The sequence below is a fragment of the Pseudomonas sp. P2S-1 genome (genome assembly GCF_057197725.1).
Genome location: NZ_CM170068.1, coordinates 3336159 through 3353206 on the forward strand (window position 1 = coordinate 3336159; position 17048 = coordinate 3353206).

The 17048-nt window shown below is 63.5% G+C and carries 16 protein-coding genes; 6 read left to right on the forward strand and 10 right to left on the reverse strand.

Going from position 1 to position 17048, the window contains the following annotated elements; all coding sequences use genetic code 11:
• Positions 1 to 124: 124 nt before the first annotated feature.
• From lepB to rpoE, 6 genes are all read right to left on the reverse strand, one after another.
• On the reverse strand, positions 125 to 979 hold the full coding sequence (gene lepB, locus AC2CQI_RS14675) for a signal peptidase I (RefSeq protein WP_075801364.1): 855 nt from the start codon (positions 977 to 979) through the stop codon (positions 125 to 127).
• Between the two features lie 5 nt (positions 980 to 984).
• Positions 985 to 2784: a translation elongation factor 4 gene (gene lepA, locus AC2CQI_RS14680; protein ID WP_075801365.1), complete on the reverse strand. Its 1800-nt coding sequence runs from the start codon at positions 2782 to 2784 to the stop codon at positions 985 to 987.
• A 278-nt stretch (positions 2785 to 3062) separates the two neighbouring features.
• The gene (locus AC2CQI_RS14685) at positions 3063 to 4442 is read right to left on the reverse strand and encodes a DegQ family serine endoprotease (protein WP_484580620.1); all 1380 of its coding nucleotides are present in this window, start codon (positions 4440 to 4442) and stop codon (positions 3063 to 3065) included.
• A gap of 315 nt (positions 4443 to 4757) precedes the next feature.
• Positions 4758 to 5723 carry a MucB/RseB C-terminal domain-containing protein gene (locus tag AC2CQI_RS14690; RefSeq protein ID WP_484577131.1) on the reverse strand — a complete coding sequence of 322 codons (966 nt, stop codon included), beginning with the start codon at positions 5721 to 5723 and terminating at the stop codon, positions 4758 to 4760.
• Between the two features lie 24 nt (positions 5724 to 5747).
• A complete protein-coding gene (locus AC2CQI_RS14695) occupies positions 5748 to 6341 on the reverse strand; it encodes a sigma-E factor negative regulatory protein (RefSeq protein ID WP_484577132.1) in 594 nt (197 codons plus the stop codon).
• A gap of 31 nt (positions 6342 to 6372) precedes the next feature.
• The gene (gene rpoE, locus AC2CQI_RS14700; protein WP_003252049.1) at positions 6373 to 6954 is read right to left on the reverse strand and encodes an RNA polymerase sigma factor RpoE/AlgU; all 582 of its coding nucleotides are present in this window, start codon (positions 6952 to 6954) and stop codon (positions 6373 to 6375) included.
• Between the two features lie 458 nt (positions 6955 to 7412).
• Between rpoE and nadB the strand changes: the two genes are divergently transcribed.
• A complete protein-coding gene (gene nadB, locus AC2CQI_RS14705) occupies positions 7413 to 9026 on the forward strand; it encodes an L-aspartate oxidase (RefSeq protein WP_484577133.1) in 1614 nt (537 codons plus the stop codon).
• A gap of 115 nt (positions 9027 to 9141) precedes the next feature.
• On the opposite strand, the gene AC2CQI_RS14710 is transcribed toward nadB, so the two are convergent.
• Together AC2CQI_RS14710 and AC2CQI_RS14715 are read right to left on the reverse strand one after the other, a co-directional pair.
• Entirely contained in the window at positions 9142 to 9594 is a 453-nt protein-coding gene (locus tag AC2CQI_RS14710; RefSeq protein ID WP_484577134.1) for a protein YgfX, read from the reverse strand.
• The gene (locus AC2CQI_RS14715; protein WP_003252043.1) at positions 9578 to 9832 is read right to left on the reverse strand and encodes an FAD assembly factor SdhE; all 255 of its coding nucleotides are present in this window, start codon (positions 9830 to 9832) and stop codon (positions 9578 to 9580) included. Before AC2CQI_RS14715 ends, AC2CQI_RS14710 begins: the two co-directional genes overlap by 17 nt.
• 145 nt (positions 9833 to 9977) lie before the next feature.
• Between AC2CQI_RS14715 and ygfZ the strand changes: the two genes are divergently transcribed.
• A complete protein-coding gene (gene ygfZ / locus AC2CQI_RS14720) occupies positions 9978 to 10907 on the forward strand; it encodes a CAF17-like 4Fe-4S cluster assembly/insertion protein YgfZ (RefSeq protein ID WP_484577135.1) in 930 nt (309 codons plus the stop codon).
• Positions 10908 to 10967: 60 nt separating this feature from the next.
• Entirely contained in the window at positions 10968 to 11777 is an 810-nt protein-coding gene (locus tag AC2CQI_RS14725) for an HDOD domain-containing protein (RefSeq protein WP_075801373.1), read from the forward strand.
• Between the two features lie 102 nt (positions 11778 to 11879).
• Here the strand turns inward: AC2CQI_RS14725 and AC2CQI_RS14730 are convergent, their stop codons facing one another.
• Positions 11880 to 13262, reverse strand: coding sequence for a sensor histidine kinase (locus AC2CQI_RS14730; RefSeq protein ID WP_484577136.1), 1383 nt, complete (start codon positions 13260 to 13262; stop codon positions 11880 to 11882).
• The gene (locus AC2CQI_RS14735; RefSeq protein WP_075801375.1) at positions 13255 to 13926 is read right to left on the reverse strand and encodes a response regulator; all 672 of its coding nucleotides are present in this window, start codon (positions 13924 to 13926) and stop codon (positions 13255 to 13257) included. The genes AC2CQI_RS14730 and AC2CQI_RS14735 overlap by 8 nt, the downstream gene beginning before the upstream one ends.
• A 201-nt stretch (positions 13927 to 14127) precedes the next feature.
• Here AC2CQI_RS14735 and AC2CQI_RS14740 point away from each other — a divergent pair, with 201 nt between their 5' ends.
• The 3 genes from AC2CQI_RS14740 to AC2CQI_RS14750 all read left to right on the forward strand — a co-directional run bounded on the left by AC2CQI_RS14740 (position 14128) and on the right by AC2CQI_RS14750 (position 17047).
• Complete coding sequence (locus tag AC2CQI_RS14740; protein ID WP_484577137.1) at positions 14128 to 15417, forward strand: OprD family porin; 1290 nt, start codon at positions 14128 to 14130, stop codon at positions 15415 to 15417.
• A gap of 29 nt (positions 15418 to 15446) precedes the next feature.
• On the forward strand, positions 15447 to 16433 hold the full coding sequence (locus AC2CQI_RS14745; protein ID WP_484580621.1) for a Bug family tripartite tricarboxylate transporter substrate binding protein: 987 nt from the start codon (positions 15447 to 15449) through the stop codon (positions 16431 to 16433).
• Between the two features lie 155 nt (positions 16434 to 16588).
• Entirely contained in the window at positions 16589 to 17047 is a 459-nt protein-coding gene (locus AC2CQI_RS14750) for a tripartite tricarboxylate transporter TctB family protein (RefSeq protein WP_484577138.1), read from the forward strand.
• Position 17048: the final 1 nt, after the last annotated feature.

Below are 17048 nucleotides of genomic sequence, written 5' to 3' on the forward strand. Positions count from 1 at the left end.
CCTGAAAAACGTTTTGGATTCATTGCTGCTGGCCTGGATGGCTGGGAACCGCGTCCGGTCCCTCGTTACAGCCTATGCCAGAAAAGCATTCGGCGCCGTCCGGGAGGACAGCGCCGTGAAGGTGTTACTTGATCAGCCCGACCCGGGACAGGCTCGGGAAGTGGCTGAGCTTCGGCTCGGGCCAGCTCATCCATACGGCAAAGGCCTTGCCGACGATGTTCTGGTCCGGAACCATGCCCAGCAGCTCCTTGGGAATCGACGGATCGTCCCAGTAGCGGCTGTCGTTCGAGTTGTCGCGGTTGTCGCCCATCATGAAGTAGTGCCCGGCAGGCACGGTCCATTGCTGGTCAGGCGGCATGCGGTAGCGGCTCATCTCCTTGCGGATCAGGTGCTCGGCCTCGCCCAGTTTTTCCTTGTACAGCTCGGCGCTGCCCAGGGTGCCCGGCTCGGTGCCGATCAATTGCTCGGCGACCTGCTGGCCGTTGACGTACAGCCGCTTGTCGCTGGTGTAGCGCACCACGTCGCCCGGCAGGCCGACCACACGCTTGATGTAGTTGACGTTCGGGTCGCTCGGGTAGCGGAACACCATCACATCGCCGCGCTGCGGGTCACCGACCTCGATGACCTTCTTGTCGATCACCGGCAGGCGAATGCCGTAGGAGAACTTGTTGACCAGGATGAAGTCGCCCACTTCCAGGGTCGGCTTCATCGACCCCGAAGGGATCTGGAACGGCTCGACCAGGAACGAGCGCAGCACCAGCACGATGAACAGCACCGGGAAGAACGACTTGCCGTACTCGACCAGCAACGGCTCCTTGTTCAACTGCTCGACCACCGCCACGTCGGGCTGGCTGACGCTGCCCTGGTAGGTGGCGATGGCGGTCCGCCGACGCGGGGCCAGGAACAACAGATCGATCAACGCCAACAGTCCACAGACAAAGACTGCGATGACCAGCAACAGCGGGAAATTTAGTGACATAGGACCTAGCTATCCAACCGGAGCACGGCGAGGAAGGCTTCTTGTGGAATTTCCACGTTGCCCACCTGTTTCATGCGTTTCTTACCAGCCTTCTGTTTCTCCAGCAGCTTGCGCTTACGGCTCACGTCGCCACCGTAACATTTGGCCAGTACGTTCTTTCTGAGCGCCTTGACCGTGGTCCGGGCAACGATCTGGCCGCCAATGGCTGCCTGGATCGCGACATCGAACATCTGCCGAGGAATCAGTTCCTTCATCTTCTCGGTCAACGCGCGACCTTTGTAGTGCGCGTTGTCGCGGTGCACGATCAATGCCAGGGCATCGACCTTGTCGCCGTTGATCAGTACATCGAGCTTGACCAGGTTGGCCGACTGATAACGGTCGAAATGGTAATCCAGCGAAGCATAGCCACGGCTGGTGGATTTGAGGCGGTCGAAGAAGTCGAGGACCACTTCGTTCATCGGCAGGTCGTAGCGCACCTGCACCTGCGAGCCGAGGAACTGCATGTCGCGCTGCACGCCACGCTTCTCGACGCACAGGGTGATGACGTTGCCCAGGTGCTCCTGCGGCACGAGGATGGTCGCGGCGACGATCGGCTCACGGAAGTCTTCGACCGAGGACACGTCCGGCAGTTTCGACGGGTTGTCGACGTAGATGGTTTCGCCGGTCTTGAGCTTGACCTCGAAGATTACGCTCGGTGCGGTGGTGATCAGGTCCAGGTCGTATTCGCGCTCCAGGCGCTCCTGGATGATCTCCATGTGCAGCATGCCGAGGAAGCCGCAACGGAAGCCGAAGCCCAGGGCGTCGGAGCTTTCCGGGGTGTACTGCAGCGACGAGTCGTTCAGGGTCAGTTTCTGCAACGCATCACGAAAATCTTCGAAATCGTCGGAACTGACGGGGAACAGGCCGGCATACACCTGCGGCTGGATCTGTTTGAAACCTGGCAGCACTTCGACTTCGGGGGTCGAGGACAGGGTCAGGGTGTCGCCCACTGGCGCACCGAGAATTTCCTTGATGCTGGCGATGATGAAGCCCACTTCACCGGCCTTGAGGTCGGCGGTGACGGTATGTTTCGGGGTGAATACGCCGACGCTGTCGACCAGGTGCACCTTGCCGGTGGACTTGACCAGGATCTTGTCGCCCTTCTTCACGCGGCCGTGGCGCACGCGAACCAGGGACACGACGCCCAGGTAGTTGTCGAACCAGGAGTCGATGATCAGCGCCTGCAGCGGTGCGTCGATCTCGCCTTCCGGCGCCGGGATGGTCTGCACCAGGCGCTCGAGCACCTCGTCCACGCCCATGCCGCTCTTGGCCGAGCAGGCCACGGCGTCGGTGGCGTCGATGCCGATGATCTTCTCGATCTCGTCCTTGACGCGGTCCGGGTCGGCCTGGGGCAGGTCCATCTTGTTCAGGACCGGCATGACTTCCAGGCCCTGTTCGATGGCGGTGTAGCAGTTGGCGACCGATTGCGCCTCGACGCCCTGGCCGGCATCGACCACCAGCAGCGCACCCTCGCAGGCGGCCAGCGAGCGGCTGACTTCATAGGTGAAGTCGACGTGGCCGGGGGTATCGATGAAGTTCAGCTGGTAGGTTTTGCCGTCGCCTGCCTTGTAGTGCAGGGTGACGCTGTGGGCCTTGATGGTGATCCCGCGCTCGCGCTCGAGGTCCATGGAATCGAGGACCTGCGCCTCCATCTCACGGTCGCTCAGGCCGCCGCACATCTGGATGAACCGGTCAGCCAGGGTCGACTTGCCGTGGTCAATGTGGGCGATGATGGAGAAATTGCGGATATGACTCAAATCACTCACGGATCAACACTCAAAAAGGCCGCGGGCCGGACGCCCGCCGAAAAATAGCCGGGAATTGTACCTGATGCCGAAGGGTTGTGGGAGATTCGTTCGCCGGGGCGGTCTGTTTGTCGAAGCGGCAAGCTTCAAGCTTCAAGCTGCAAGAAACAGCAGTTCGCGGCGTTTCTACAGCTCTTTGCAACCTCGCCCCACATAAAAGCGAAAAGCTGCAAGAAGAAGCGGAGGCAACGCAATCCGCTCTTTCTTGCAGCTTATGGCTTACAGCTTGTGGCTATCTGTTATTCGGCGAGCTTGAAGGTAATGAAGCTCGCACGCCCCTGACGCAGCACGCGCATGGACACCGAACGGTTCTTCGGCAGCTCCTTGGCGATCTCGGTGAACTGCTTGGCCGAGGTGATCGCCTGGTTGTTCAGGTGGCTGATCACATCGCCCGGACGCAGGCCGATCAGCGCCGCCGGACCATCCTGGACGTCCTTGATGACCACGCCGCCCTGCAGTTCGAGGGTTTTCTTCTGCTCGGCGGTCAGGTCCGACACGCTCACGCCCAGACGGTTGCTGCTGCGCTCGACGGCGCCGCCCGGGGTGGTGGTGACTTCCGCGTCTTCATCAGGCAAGGCGCCGATAGTGACGTCGAGGTCCTGGCGCTTGCCGTTGCGGATGATTTCCAGCTTGGCCTTGGCACCATCCTTGAGGCCACCTACCAGATGCGGCAGGTCGGCAGACATGACGATCGGCTGGCCATTCAGGCTGAGGATCACGTCACCCACCTGCAGGCCGCTCTTGGCTGCCGGGCCGTTTTCCAGGACCTGGGCCACCAGGGCACCGGCCGGCTTGTCCAGGCCGAAGGATTCAGCGAGGTCCTTGTTGACCTCCTGGATCACCACGCCCAGCCAGCCGCGGCTGACCTTGCCGTCTTTCTTCAGTTGGTTCGACACATCGATGGCCACATCGATCGGGATGGCGAACGACAGGCCCATGAAGCCGCCGGAACGGGTGAAGATCTGCGAGTTGATACCCACCACTTCGCCGTTCATGTTGAACAGCGGGCCACCGGAGTTGCCCGGGTTGATCGCCACGTCGGTCTGGATGAACGGCACGTAGGTGTCGTTCGGCAGGGTGCGGCCCTTGGCGCTGACGATACCCTTGGTCACCGAGTGGTCGAAGCCAAATGGCGAACCAATGGCCAGTACCCATTCACCCACTTTCAGTTTCGACGAGTCGCCCAGTTTCACGGTCGGCAGGTTCTTGCCCTCGACCTTGAGCAGGGCCACGTCGGTGCGCGGGTCGGTGCCGACCAGCTTGGCCTGCAGCTCGCTGCGGTCCGACAGACGGACGATGATTTCGTCGGCGTCGGCGATCACGTGGTTGTTGGTCAGTACATAGCCGTCATCGGAAATGATGAAGCCCGAGCCCAGCGACTGCGCTTCGCGCTGGCGATCACCGCGCGGCTGGCGTGGCTGTTGCGGGATGCTGCGCTCGAAGAACTCGCGGAACATCGGCGGCAGGCCTTCCAGGTCCGGCATCTGCCCGGTGGCGTACTTGCGCTCCGGCAGCTTCTGCTTGGTACTGATGTTCACCACCGCTGGCGAGGCCTGCTCGACCAGGGTGGTGAAGTCCGGCAGGGCTTCGGCTTGCGCGGTGGCCATCTGGCCGAGCATGAACACGGCGGCAAACAGCGATAGATAGGATTTCAAGCGTGGTATTGACATACGGCTCCCGTCACAACGAGCGTGGTTAAGCAGTAGGGACCTGCCAATGCAAAAGGCCCGGCGGCAACCCGAAGGCTGCGACCAGGCCTGGAACATCGGCATTTCTTGAGGCTGCAACAGCAGGAAAGGCCAGACCCCGGAAGGCCTGACCTATAGAAAAATCTGGATGGATTTGCAAACTTGAAGGCTTACCAATCATGTCAGCGGCTCTGGGACATGCCTTTCATCCTTTGTCATCCTTGGACAGATACAACTCCGGTTGCGTTACTGGCTTGCCTTGGCGTCCTGCGGGCGCATCGACAAGGCCACGTGTTCGGCGGTACCGATGGGGATCTCCCCCACCACCGTCACCATCACTTCGCCCTTCGGCGTCGTCAGTTGCCGCGAAACCGCGACCGTCGGGCCAAGCTGGGTGCGCGTGTCGAAACCGCCACCGCCGTCCAGGGCCTCGAGGAACACCGAGAACCGCGCCAGACCGTCGTCATACATCAGGCTGCTGACGCTGTGCTTGCCGTCGGCATCCTTGCGCACGCTGCTGTTGACCAGTTCGAAGCCCGGCGGCAGCCAATCCGAACGCCAGCCGGCAACCGCCTCGTGGGCCGGTACGGCAGCCTGGGCAACCGGATGGCAATTGGCGCTGGCCTTCAGCTCGGCATCATCAGGCACGTCGCGGGTATCGAGACGGGTGAACTGGAAGCGTTCGAGCAACTGTTCCTTGTCGTTGATCAACAGGGATTTCAGCGGCAAGGCGGTTTCCTTGTCCAGGTGCAGCTCGAAAGCGTAGCGGTGCTGGTCACGCGGACGCAGGGTGACGATCACCACATCGCGCCCGGCTACCCGGGATTGCCCGGCGACACTCAGGTCGTACCAGTTCATCAGTTTCAGAGGATCGAGCACTCGTGCCGACGACTGCGTCGCATTGCCCACTCCGGCCACCAGGGCCCCGCTCACGCACTGGGTCTGGCCATCCACGCGCACGACTTCCTGGGCCGGGCCGTCGAGCTGCAGGAGCCGCTCGCTGACTTTGCCATTCTGGACGCGATGCCAGATATCGTGGGTGGAAAAGCTGCCGTTGCGTTCGTAAACGAAAGTACCCTGGTAACTCTGCTGCTGTTCGGCCCGGGCCAAGCGGTTGAGCCAGTCAGCGGCGTCAGTCGACGAATTGGCGGCGTGGGCCGGCAAGGTCAGACAGCCGCTTAACAGGAGCGGTATGAGAGGTAGCGCGCGCATGATCCTCCTTAGGTGTTCAAGCCCTTAGCGGTTTTCCAGGCTGGCTGCACGAGCGTAGGGCAGCGCGCTTTCAGTACCTTTCACGGCAGCTTCCTGGGCGTGCTGGCGCAGGTAGCCTGGCAGACGCTGGTCTTGCCAGCCGCTCTGGCCTTGCAGAACACCGTTGGCCATCGGGCCTGGAGCCTGCTCGGAGCTTTCGCTGTAGCCGGCCAGGACTGCCGGGCCCTGTACCTGTGGGGTCACCAGGCCTTGGGTAGCCGGTTGCTGGGCAGCCAGTTGCGCACCGGTGATTTCGTCCTGGTTGTACAGGCGAACACCCGCCAGTACGGCCAGGGTGACCGAGGCAGCGACAGCCAGACGGCCTACACTGCGCCATGGTCCGCGAGCGACCTTGACCGGCGTGGCTTCTTCAGCCAGCGCTGCGGAGACTGCCGAGGCGATGTCCAGTTTCGGCATCAGCAGTTCCTTGTGCATCGCTGCACGGGCTACCTGGTAACGCGACCAGGTGGCACGGGTTTCGGGGTCGTCGACGGCACTCAGTACCCGACGCAACTCCAGTTCGTCCGCTTCGTTATCCATCACCGCGGACAGCGATTCCTGCAAAGCTTCACGACTCATGGCGGTTCCTCTCTTGGCTGTCGCCGCTGTCTCAGGTTTCCTGCAACAGAGGCTGCAGGGCTTTGTCTATGGCCTCCCGAGCGCGGAAAATCCGAGAGCGCACGGTACCCACCGGACACTGCATGACGCTGGCAATGTCCTCGTAACTCAGACCATCGAATTCACGTAAAGTTAACGCCGTACGCAAATCTTCTGGCAGCTGCTGGATGGTTCGATGGACGGTGCCTTCGATCTCATCGCGCAACAGCGAGCGTTCGGGGGATTCGAGATCCTTGAGGCCATGATCGCCGTCGTAAAACTCTGCATCCTCAGAACTCACATCGCTGTCCGGTGGCCGCCGACCGCGGGACACCAGATAGTTCTTCGCCGTGTTGATCGCAATCCGGTACAGCCAGGTATAAAACGCGCTGTCACCCCGGAAATTGCCAAGAGCACGGTAGGCCTTGATGAACGCTTCCTGCGCCACATCCTGGGCCTCATGGGTGTCGTGCACGAATCGCACGATCAACCCGAGAATCTTGTGCTGATACTTCAGCACCAACAGATCGAAAGCTCGCCTGTCGCCGCGCTGTACGCGCTCGACCAGCTGCTGATCCTCTTCCTGGGTTAGCATGAACACTCCTCGGTGAACCTGGAGGAGTGTCGCTTTGGCCATCGTTCAGGCTTGCAACCATAGACTCGGGCTTTGTGCAAAAGTTCTCCCCCTCCAGACAAGTTTCCTGCGGCCCTTGATTGGCTCGCACGAAAAACGCAGCGCGGTCCTGGCCGGCTGCGTCATAAAATCAGTCTTCTATACATGAGCAACGGCTGAAACCGGCTGTTGCCTCCCGTCATCACGGCTGCTGACCTACAGGCAACCCTCTATGGATATTCATGATTCCAGGAAAGTTCCCATCGGTTGCAGGCAGTTGAATGTCATGACGTGGAAATCAGGGCACCGGGACTGCTATAAAGGCAGCCCACCCCGATTCACGATAGTTCCACAATGCCATAAACGCTTGACCATTGTGCCGATACCACTGCCCTTATTCCAGTGTCCTACGTGGTCGCTCCGCGCGGAAATTCCAAGACATGAGCCAACAATTACAACATGACGTCCTCGTGATCGGCAGCGGTGCCGCGGGCCTGAGCCTTGCGTTGAACCTGCCCTCGCACCTGCGCATCGCCGTCCTGAGCAAGGGCGACCTGGCCAACGGTTCCACCTTCTGGGCCCAGGGCGGTGTCGCCGCAGTGCTCGACGACACCGATACCGTGCAGTCCCACGTCGAGGACACCCTCAATGCCGGCGGCGGCCTGTGCCATGAAGACGCCGTGCGCTTTACCGTCGAGCACAGCCGCGAGGCGATCCAGTGGCTGATCGACCAGGGCGTGCCCTTTACCCGCGACGAGCACGCCAGCGTAGACGACGGCGGTTTCGAGTTCCACCTGACCCGCGAGGGCGGCCATAGCCACCGGCGCATCATCCATGCTGCCGATGCCACGGGTGCGGCGATCTTCAAGACCCTGCTCGACCAGGCCCGCCAGCGTCCGAACATCGAGCTGCTGGAACAGCGCGTGGCGGTGGACCTGATCACCGAACGCCGCCTCGGTCTCGACGGCGAGCGCTGCCTGGGCGCCTACGTGCTCAACCGCGCCAGTGGCGAAGTAGACACCTTCGGCGCGCGCTTCACGGTGCTGGCGACCGGCGGTGCAGCCAAGGTCTACCTCTATACCAGCAACCCCGACGGTGCCTGCGGCGACGGTATCGCCATGGCCTGGCGCGCCGGCTGCCGGGTCGCCAACCTGGAATTCAACCAGTTCCACCCCACTTGCCTGTATCACCCGCAAGCCAAGAGCTTCCTGATCACCGAAGCCCTGCGCGGCGAAGGCGGCCTGCTCAGGCTGCCCAACGGCGAGCGCTTCATGGAGCGCTTCGACCCGCGCGCCGAACTGGCCCCGCGGGACATCGTGGCCCGGGCCATCGACCATGAAATGAAGCGCCTGGGTGTCGATTGCGTGTACCTGGACATCAGCCACAAGCCGGCGGAGTTCGTCAAAAGCCACTTCCCCACCGTGTACGAACGCTGCCTGACCTTCGGCATCGACATCACCCGCCAGCCGATCCCGGTGGTCCCGGCCGCCCACTACACCTGCGGCGGGGTAATGATCGACCAGGACGGCCGCACCGACGTGCCAGGCCTCTACGCCATCGGCGAAACCAGCTTCACCGGCCTGCACGGCGCCAACCGCATGGCCAGCAACTCGCTGCTGGAATGCTTCGTCTATGGCCGCTCGGCGGCTGCCGACATCGTTGCCCAGCTCGATCAGGTCGAAATGCCCAGGGCCCTGCCCTGCTGGGACGCCAGCCAGGTCACCGATTCGGACGAAGACGTGATCATCGCGCACAACTGGGACGAACTGCGGCGTTTCATGTGGGACTACGTCGGCATCGTGCGCACCAGCAAGCGCCTTCAGCGCGCCGAGCACCGGGTGCGCCTGCTGCTGGACGAGATCGACGAGTTCTACAGCAACTACAAGGTCAGCCGCGACCTGATCGAGCTGCGCAACCTGGCCCAGGTGGCCGAGCTGATGATTCATTCGGCGATGCAGCGCAAGGAGTCCCGTGGCTTGCATTACACGCTGGATTATCCAAGGATGCTACCCGAGGCAATCGACACGATCCTCACCCCACGCCAGACCCCTTGACCACCCCACGTAGGAGCGTGGCTTGCCCGCGAAGGACCGCGCAGCGGTCCCAAAATAGTGGCGACAATGAGATTTTGGGACCGCTAGCGCGGTCCTTCGCGGGCAAGCCACGCTCCTACAGGGGCGCCGCCCACCTTTTCCGACTGAACTTCAAGCGCAGCCGCAGGCGCCGGTGCTGCACCGGCTCCAGCGCGTCATGGCCGATGCACTGGCTGCGGGCGAACCACTGCCCCGCCCGTCGAAACCTCAATATGACCAACCCCGGCAGCGCCATGCTGTCGGGGCGCAGCTGTACCGGGTGCCAGCCACGGGCGGCGCTCCACAACTGCCAGCCAAGGGCATCGCGGCGCAGGCCGGTGATCGCATGGGGGTGAGTCAGGAGAATCTGCCGTGGAATGACCCAGCAGGCATGGCCCAGGCACAGCGCCAGGCCGAAAACGCATAACGGCAGGGGAATCGCCAGCAGGCTCAGGGCCGTGATGGCCAGCGCCAGGCAGGCAAGGTAGAGCGCCAGCAGGACCTTCGAGCCCTGCCAGCGACACTCGAAGCGGTCACTTGGGCTGGACACGGTCCAGAATGATGCGAACCATGCGTTGCAGCTCCGGATCTTCCGACTCGGTGCGCTCCATGAACCAGCCGAACATGTCCTGATCCTCACAGCTCAGCAGACGCACGTACAGCTCGCGGTCCGTCTCGTTCAGGGTCGGGTAGACCTCCTGGGTGAAAGGTACCAGCAGTACGTCCAGCTCCAGCATGCCGCGGCGGCTGTGCCAGAACAGGCGGTTGAGTTCAGTTTGTTCGACCATGGGGCCCTCCTCGGAAAGGCGGCCAGTATACAGAGCGAACCGGCGAAGGGCACACGGCGTTGGTCGAGTGGGCCGTGAGTCTGCTACCTATTTTGCCCATCGCACTCTATGATGGCCGCCAGTCCTGAATTACCTGCGATGAACCATGGCCGATTCCGCTTTTTTCTGCACCCTGTCCCATGAAGGTGTCCTCGCCGTACGCGGTTCCGATGCCGGCAAATTCCTGCAAGGTCAGCTGACCTGCCATCTCGGTTATCTCGACGAACACACCTCCAGCCTCGGCTCGCGCTGCATGCAGAAGGGCCGGATGCAGTCGAGCTTCCGCATCCTGCCGGAAGGCGACGGCTTCCTCCTGGCGATGACCCGCGAACTGCTCGAGCCACAGATGGCCGACCTGAAGAAGTACGCGGTGTTCTCCAAGGCGAAGCTGACCGACGAGAGCGACGCCTGGGTACGCTTCGGCCTGACCGGCGGCGACGCTGCCCTCGCCGCCCTGAACCTCGAAGCCCCTGCCGAAGCCGGCGCCACGGTGCGTCACGACGGCCTGATCGCTGTTCGCGTCTGCGACGACCGCGTCGAACTCTGGGCCCCTGCCGTCCAGGCTGACGCCGTGCGCACCCGACTGGTCGCGCATCTGCCCGAAGGCGAACTGGACGACTGGCTGCTCGGCCAAATCCGTGCCGGTATCGGCCAGGTCATGGAGCAGACCCGCGAGCTGTTCATCCCGCAGATGATCAACCTGCAGGCCGTTGGTGGTGTGAGCTTCAAGAAAGGCTGCTATACCGGGCAGGAAATCGTCGCGCGCATGCAGTACCTGGGCAAGCTCAAGCGTCGCCTGTACCGCCTGGCCCTGGCTGAAGGCGAAATGCCGGCGCCGGGCAGCGAGATCTTCTCGCCGACCCACGCCTCGTCGGTTGGCGAAGTGGTGATCGCCGCCCGTGGCGAGCTGCTGGCCGTGCTGACCGCCGATTCCGTGGAAGACGGCAACCTGCACCTGGGCAGCCTCGAAGGCCCGCGCCTGAGCCTGCTGACCTTGCCTTACGAACTGGACCGCGACCGCGAGATCCAGCGCTGAACCCGCCCTGCCCCGCCGCGTGCCGGCGGGGCCATCCCTGAACGCGGGAGAAAGACACGCATGAACACGCTGGCCAAGATGGTGCAAACGCAGTTGCTGCGCGCCATCGACAACGACGACCTGGTCCTGCCGACCCTGCCCGAGGTTGCCTTGAGCATCCGCGAAGCCGCGGAAGACACCGAGATCAGCGTCGCCGACCTGAGCAAGGTCATCGGCCGCGACGCCGCCCTGGCCGCGCGCCTGATCAAGGTGGTCAACAGTCCGCTGCTGCGGGCGATCACCGAGGTCACCGACCTGCAGACCGCCATTACCCGGCTTGGCGTCAACTACAGCTGCAACCTGGCGATCGGCCTGGTGATTGAGCAGATCTTTCACGCCCGCTCGGAGACCGTTGAACAGAAGATGCGCGAAATCTGGGCGAAAAGCCTGGAAGTGGCGGGCGTCAGTTATGAACTGGCTGCGCGTTATACCGAGTTGAAGGCCGACCAGGCAGCCCTGGCCGGGCTGGTGCACCAGATCGGCGTGCTGCCGATCCTCACCTATGCCGAGGAACACAACGAACTGTTGTCGGACCCGGTGTGCCTGAACCATGTGATCGAGCAGATCCACCCGGTGCTGGGGGACAAGATCCTCAGCGTCTGGGAGTTTCCGGATCAACTGGCCAATCTGCCGGGGGAAGTGCAGGACCTGGACCGGCACTCGGCGCAGGTGGACTACGTCGACATCGTGCAGATTGCCAGGGCATTGTGTGACAACACCGGGCGCGAGCGGCCTGCCACGGTATTGCCGGCCTATCGGCACCTGGCGGTGCCGGCGGCGGGGTTGTTCTCGGAGGATGACCTGCTCGATGCCAGGCTGATGTTCCGGTAAAACTTTTAGGGCCTCATCGCTGGCAAGCCAGCTCCCACAGTGTCCGCGTCGCTGCCGAACCCTGTGGGAGCTGGCTTGCCAGCGATGAGGCCCGCAAGAACACTATTGGACCGGATTGAAACTCACCCGGACCTTCAGCCCAGCCTTCTCGCCATCATGCAGACTGATTTCTGCCAGATGCGCCCGGCAGATCTCGCCAACAATCGCCAGACCCAGCCCGGTGCCCTGCACCCCACGCCGATAGAAGCGTTCGAACACCTTCTCCCGCTCCTCCGGCGGAATCCCCGGCCCGTCATCCTCGACCTCCAGCTCGCACGGCGCGGTGACCCGCAAGATCACATTGCCGCCCTTGGGCGTATGGGCCAGGGCGTTGTCCACCAGGTTGCTCAACAACTCGTTGAGCAAGGTCGGCTCGCCCTTCACCCACACCGGCGCCTCGGCCTCCAGGGCCAGGGCAATCCCCCGGGCATGGGCCAGTGGCGCCATGGCCATGCCCAGTTCCCGGGCCAACTGGCTGAGATCGAGCAGCTCCGCGCCACCCTCGGCCACCGCCCGCGCACCATTTTCCACCCGCGCCAGGGACAGCAACTGGTTGGCCAGGTGGGTCAGTTTGTCAGTGCTCTGCGCGGCATCCTCGAGGGTTTCCCGCCACACCTGCGGCGCCTGCGAACGCAGGCCCAGCTCGACCCGGGCCTTGAGCACCGCCAGCGGCGTGCGCAGCTCGTGGGCGGCATCGGCGATGAACTGGCCCTGGCGCTCGAACTGCCGGCGCAAGCGCTCGGTAAAGTGATTCAAGGCCCGCACCAGCGGCCCCAGCTCATGCTGCACCTCCACCTCCGGCAACGGCCGCAGGTCATCCGGCTGGCGCTCTTCCACCTCGCCGCGCAGCCGCTCCAGCGGACGCAACGCCGCACTGACCGCGAACCACACCAGCAACAATGCACCGAGCGCCAGCATGCCCAGGCGCAGCAGGGTGTCGGCCATCAGGCTGCGGGCCATGCGCACCCGCGCCTCGGTGGTCTCGGCCACGCGGATCTCGGCCATGCCGCTCATGTTCGGGTCGGACATCGCCTTGAGCAGGCTGACCACGCGCACGTCCTGGCCGCGGTAGCTCGCATCGTAGAACCGCGCCAGCGCCGGATAGTCATCGGTGCGCGGCGTGCCGGGAGGTGGGCCGGGAATGTTCTCGTAGCCGGAAACCAGGCGCCGCTGGGTGTCGTTGACCTGGTAGTAGATGCGCCCGACGCTGTCGTAGTCGAAGGTGTCGAGGGCGACGTAGGGCACGTCGGCGCTGAGGGTGCCATCGCGCTGGAACAGGCCGGCGGCGATGGTCCGCGCCGAGGCCAGCAGGGTGCGGTCGTAGGCGGTGTCGGCCGCCTCGCGCCCGTTCCAGTAGGCGCTCAGGCCGCTGGCGATCATCAGCACCACCAGCAGCAGCGCCAGGTTCCACAGCAGGCGCCCGCGCAGGCTGCCGACGTTACGCATCACGGTGCTCGAGCAGGTAGCCGAGGCCGCGGAAGGTGACGATGGCCACCGCATGCCCGTCGAGCTTCTTGCGCAGGCGGTGGACATAGATCTCGATGGCGTCGGCGCTGGCTTCCTCGTCCAGGCCGAACACCTGCGAGGCCAGTTGCTCCTTGCTCATCACCCGGCCGGGACGGGCGATCAGCGCTTCCAGCACCGCCTGCTCGCGGGAAGTCAGGGTCAGCAGTTCGTCATTCAGGGTGAAGCGCCGGGTATCCAGGTCATACACCAACGGCCCGCAGCGCTGCTGGCGCTCGCCCCCGAGCACGCTGCGGCGCAGCAGGGCCTTGACCCGGGCTTCCAGCTCGGTCAGTTCGAACGGCTTGGCCAGGTAATCATCGGCGCCGAGGTTGAGGCCATGGACCCGGTCCTTGACGTCGCTGCGTGCGGTCAGCATCAGCACCGGCACGGTCTTGCCGCGGGCACGCAGGCGCGCCAGCACCTCGAAACCGTCCATCCGCGGCAGGCCCACGTCGAGCACCGCCACCGCGTATTCCTCGCTGGCCAGGGCCAGGTCGGCCGCCACCCCGTCGTGCAGCACATCGACGGTCAAACCCGTGCTTTTCAGGGCCTGGGCCACGCTTTCGGCCAGTTGCAGATGGTCTTCGACGAGCAGCACTCGCATGGGTTTCTCCCGGTCGCGTCGCGTTCAGTGGCGCGGAGTTTACAGAGGAAGCGGCCCCTGTGAAGCCGGCGCAGGAATGAAAGTGAATTGAAAGGTTAGCGAAAGGTTGAGCCCCTAGCATCGCTTCACGGCTTCTTCCGGGAGTCGAAGAACGAACCACAGTGTTCGACCAAATAAGAACAATAAACGGGGTTTATCCAGATGCTGTCAGCACAGCCTCGGGCGTTCGCGCCTATCCGTCGTCCTTTTTCCAGCCGTCACTCCCTCGCCAGCGCCATCGCCCTGTGCAGCGTCGCACCGCTGAGCCAGGCCGCCTTCATCGAAGACAGCAGCGCCACCTTCGAAACCCGCAACATGTACTTCAACCGCGACTTCCGCGATGGCACCAGCGCCCAGCAATCCAAGCGCGACGAGTGGGCCCAGGGCTTCATGCTCAACCTGCAGTCGGGCTACACCGAAGGCACCGTCGGCTTCGGCGTCGATGCCCTGGGCATGCTCGGGGTCAAGCTCGATTCCAGCCCGGACCGCACCGGTACCGGCCTGCTGCCGACCCACGATAACGGCCGCGCCGCCGACGAATATTCCAAGCTTGGCCTGACCGGCAAGGTGAAGATCTCCGCCACCGAGCTGAAGATCGGCACCCTGATCCCCGAACTGCCGACCCTCAAGCCCAACGACGGGCGCATCCTGCCGCAGACCTTCGAGGGCGGCCTGGTGACTTCCAAGGAGATCAAGGGCCTGACCTTCACCGGCGGCCGCCTGGAAAAGGCCAAGGACCGCGATGACACCAACAAGGAAGACATCGCGCTGAACAACAAGAACGGTCGCTTCCTCGGCACCGTCGCCGGCAACCACTTCGACATGGCCGGCCTGGACTACAAGTTCACCGACCGCATCACCGGCAGCTATCACTTCGCCCAGCTCGACGACGTCTACCGCCAGCACTTCGCCGGCCTGACCGCGACCCAGCCATGGGGCCCGGGCACCTTCGGCGCCGACCTGCGCCTGGCCCTCAGCGATGACCAGGGCCAGGCCCGCGGCGGCAAGATCGACAACACCTCGCTCAACGGCATGCTCAGCTACGGCCTCAACGGCCACAAGTTCAGCGCCGCCTACCAGAGCATGTCCGGCGACAGCGCCTTCCCCTATTTGGATGGCTCCGACCCGTACCTGGTCAACTTCGTCCAGATCAACGACTTCGCCGGGGCCGACGAGCGCTCCTGGCAAGTGCGTTATGACTACGACTTCGCCAAACTGGGCGTTCCTGGCCTGACGTTCATGACCCGTTATATCAACGGCGACAACGTCAGCCTGGCGAACGGCAGTGAAGGCAAGGAATGGGAACGCAACACCGAGCTCAAGTACGTGGTGCAGAACGGCACGTTCAAGAACGTGGCTGTCCGCCTGCGCAACGCCACCTACCGCTCCAGCTTCGCCCGCGACGCGGACGAGGTCCGGCTGCTGGTGAGCTACAGCGTCGCCCTGTGGTAATCCGCCTATAACAACTAAAGCTACGGAGACTGAAGATGACCTTTTCACTGCGCCGAATCGCCATTGCCACCGGCTGCCTGCTGTTCGCCGGCCAGGTCCTGGCGGCCGAACCGAAACGCCCTGAATGCATCGCCCCGGCCTCGCCGGGCGGTGGCTTCGACCTGACCTGCAAGCTGGTGCAAAGCGCCCTGGTCAACGAGAAGATCCTGACCAAGCCAATGCGCGTCACCTACATGCCCGGCGGTGTCGGCGCGGTGGCCTACAACGCCGTGGTCGCCCAGCGCCCGGGCGATGCCGGGACCCTGGTGGCCTGGTCCAGCGGCTCGCTGCTGAACCTGGCCCAGGGCAAGTTCGGCCGTTTCGATGAAAACGCCGTGCGCTGGCTGGCGGCGGTCGGCACCAGCTACGGTGCCATCGCAGTGAAAAAGGACTCGCCCTACAAGACCCTCGACGATCTGGTCGCGGCCCTGAAGAAGGATCCGGGCAAGGTGGTGATCGGTTCCGGCGGCACCGTCGGCAGCCAGGACTGGATGCAGACCGCACTGATCGCCAAGGCCGCCGGGATCAACCCGCGCGACCTGCGCTACGTCGCCCTGGAAGGCGGCGGCGAAATCGCCACCGCCCTGCTCGGTGGTCATATCCAGGTCGGCAGTACCGACATTTCCGACTCCATGCCGCATATCCAGAGCGGCGACATGCGCCTGCTCGCGGTGTTCTCCGAGCAGCGCCTGGACGAGCCGGAGATGAAGGACATCCCGACCGCCAAGGAACAGGGCTATGACATTGTCTGGCCGGTAGTGCGCGGTTTCTATGTCGGGCCGAAGGTCAGCGACGAGGACTACCAGTGGTGGAAAGCCTCGTTCGACAAGCTGCTGGCGTCCGAAGACTTCGCCAAGCTGCGTGACCAGCGCGAACTGTTCCCCTTCGCCATGACCGGTGAAGAGCTGGACACCTACGTCAAGAAGCAGGTCGCCGACTACAAGTCGCTGGCCCGGGAATTCGGGTTGATCCAGTAACCGCAATCGCTGGCAAGCCAGCTCCCACAAGGACCGCGCCGCTCGCAAGAACAGTGGTGAACCTGTGGGAGCTGGCTTGCCAGCGATGAGGCCCTCAAGACAGCCAAAATGCCTCCGGCATTGCCTGAAATCACCCTCCCCAAGAGGATTTCTTGATGATCCTGCAACGCATCTTCGCCCTGGCCCTGCTGGCGGTCTGTGCCGCCCTGGCCGTGATGGCCTGGCCCTACCAGGCCGCCTTCTCCTATGAACCGGTGGGCCCGCGCGCCTACCCGCTGCTGATGCTCGGCCTGATGGGCCTGGCCCTGCTCTACCTGGCGTTCCGCCCCACGCCCATCGTGCGTGGCGAGGACGAGCCCGAGCTGGACCGCGAAACCCTGAACAAGATCGGCCTCTGCGTCGCCCTGCTGCTGGTCTTCGCCGCGACCTTCGAAAGCCTCGGCTTCATCATCAGCAGCATTCTCGTCGGTGTGCCCATGGCCCGGCTGTACGGCGGTCGCTGGTCCTCCAGCGCACTGATCGTGGGCCTCATGAGCATTGCCCTTTACGTACTGTTCGACCGGGTAATGGACGTGCCACTGCCCCTCGGCCTGCTCGACGTCCTGGAGAATTGAT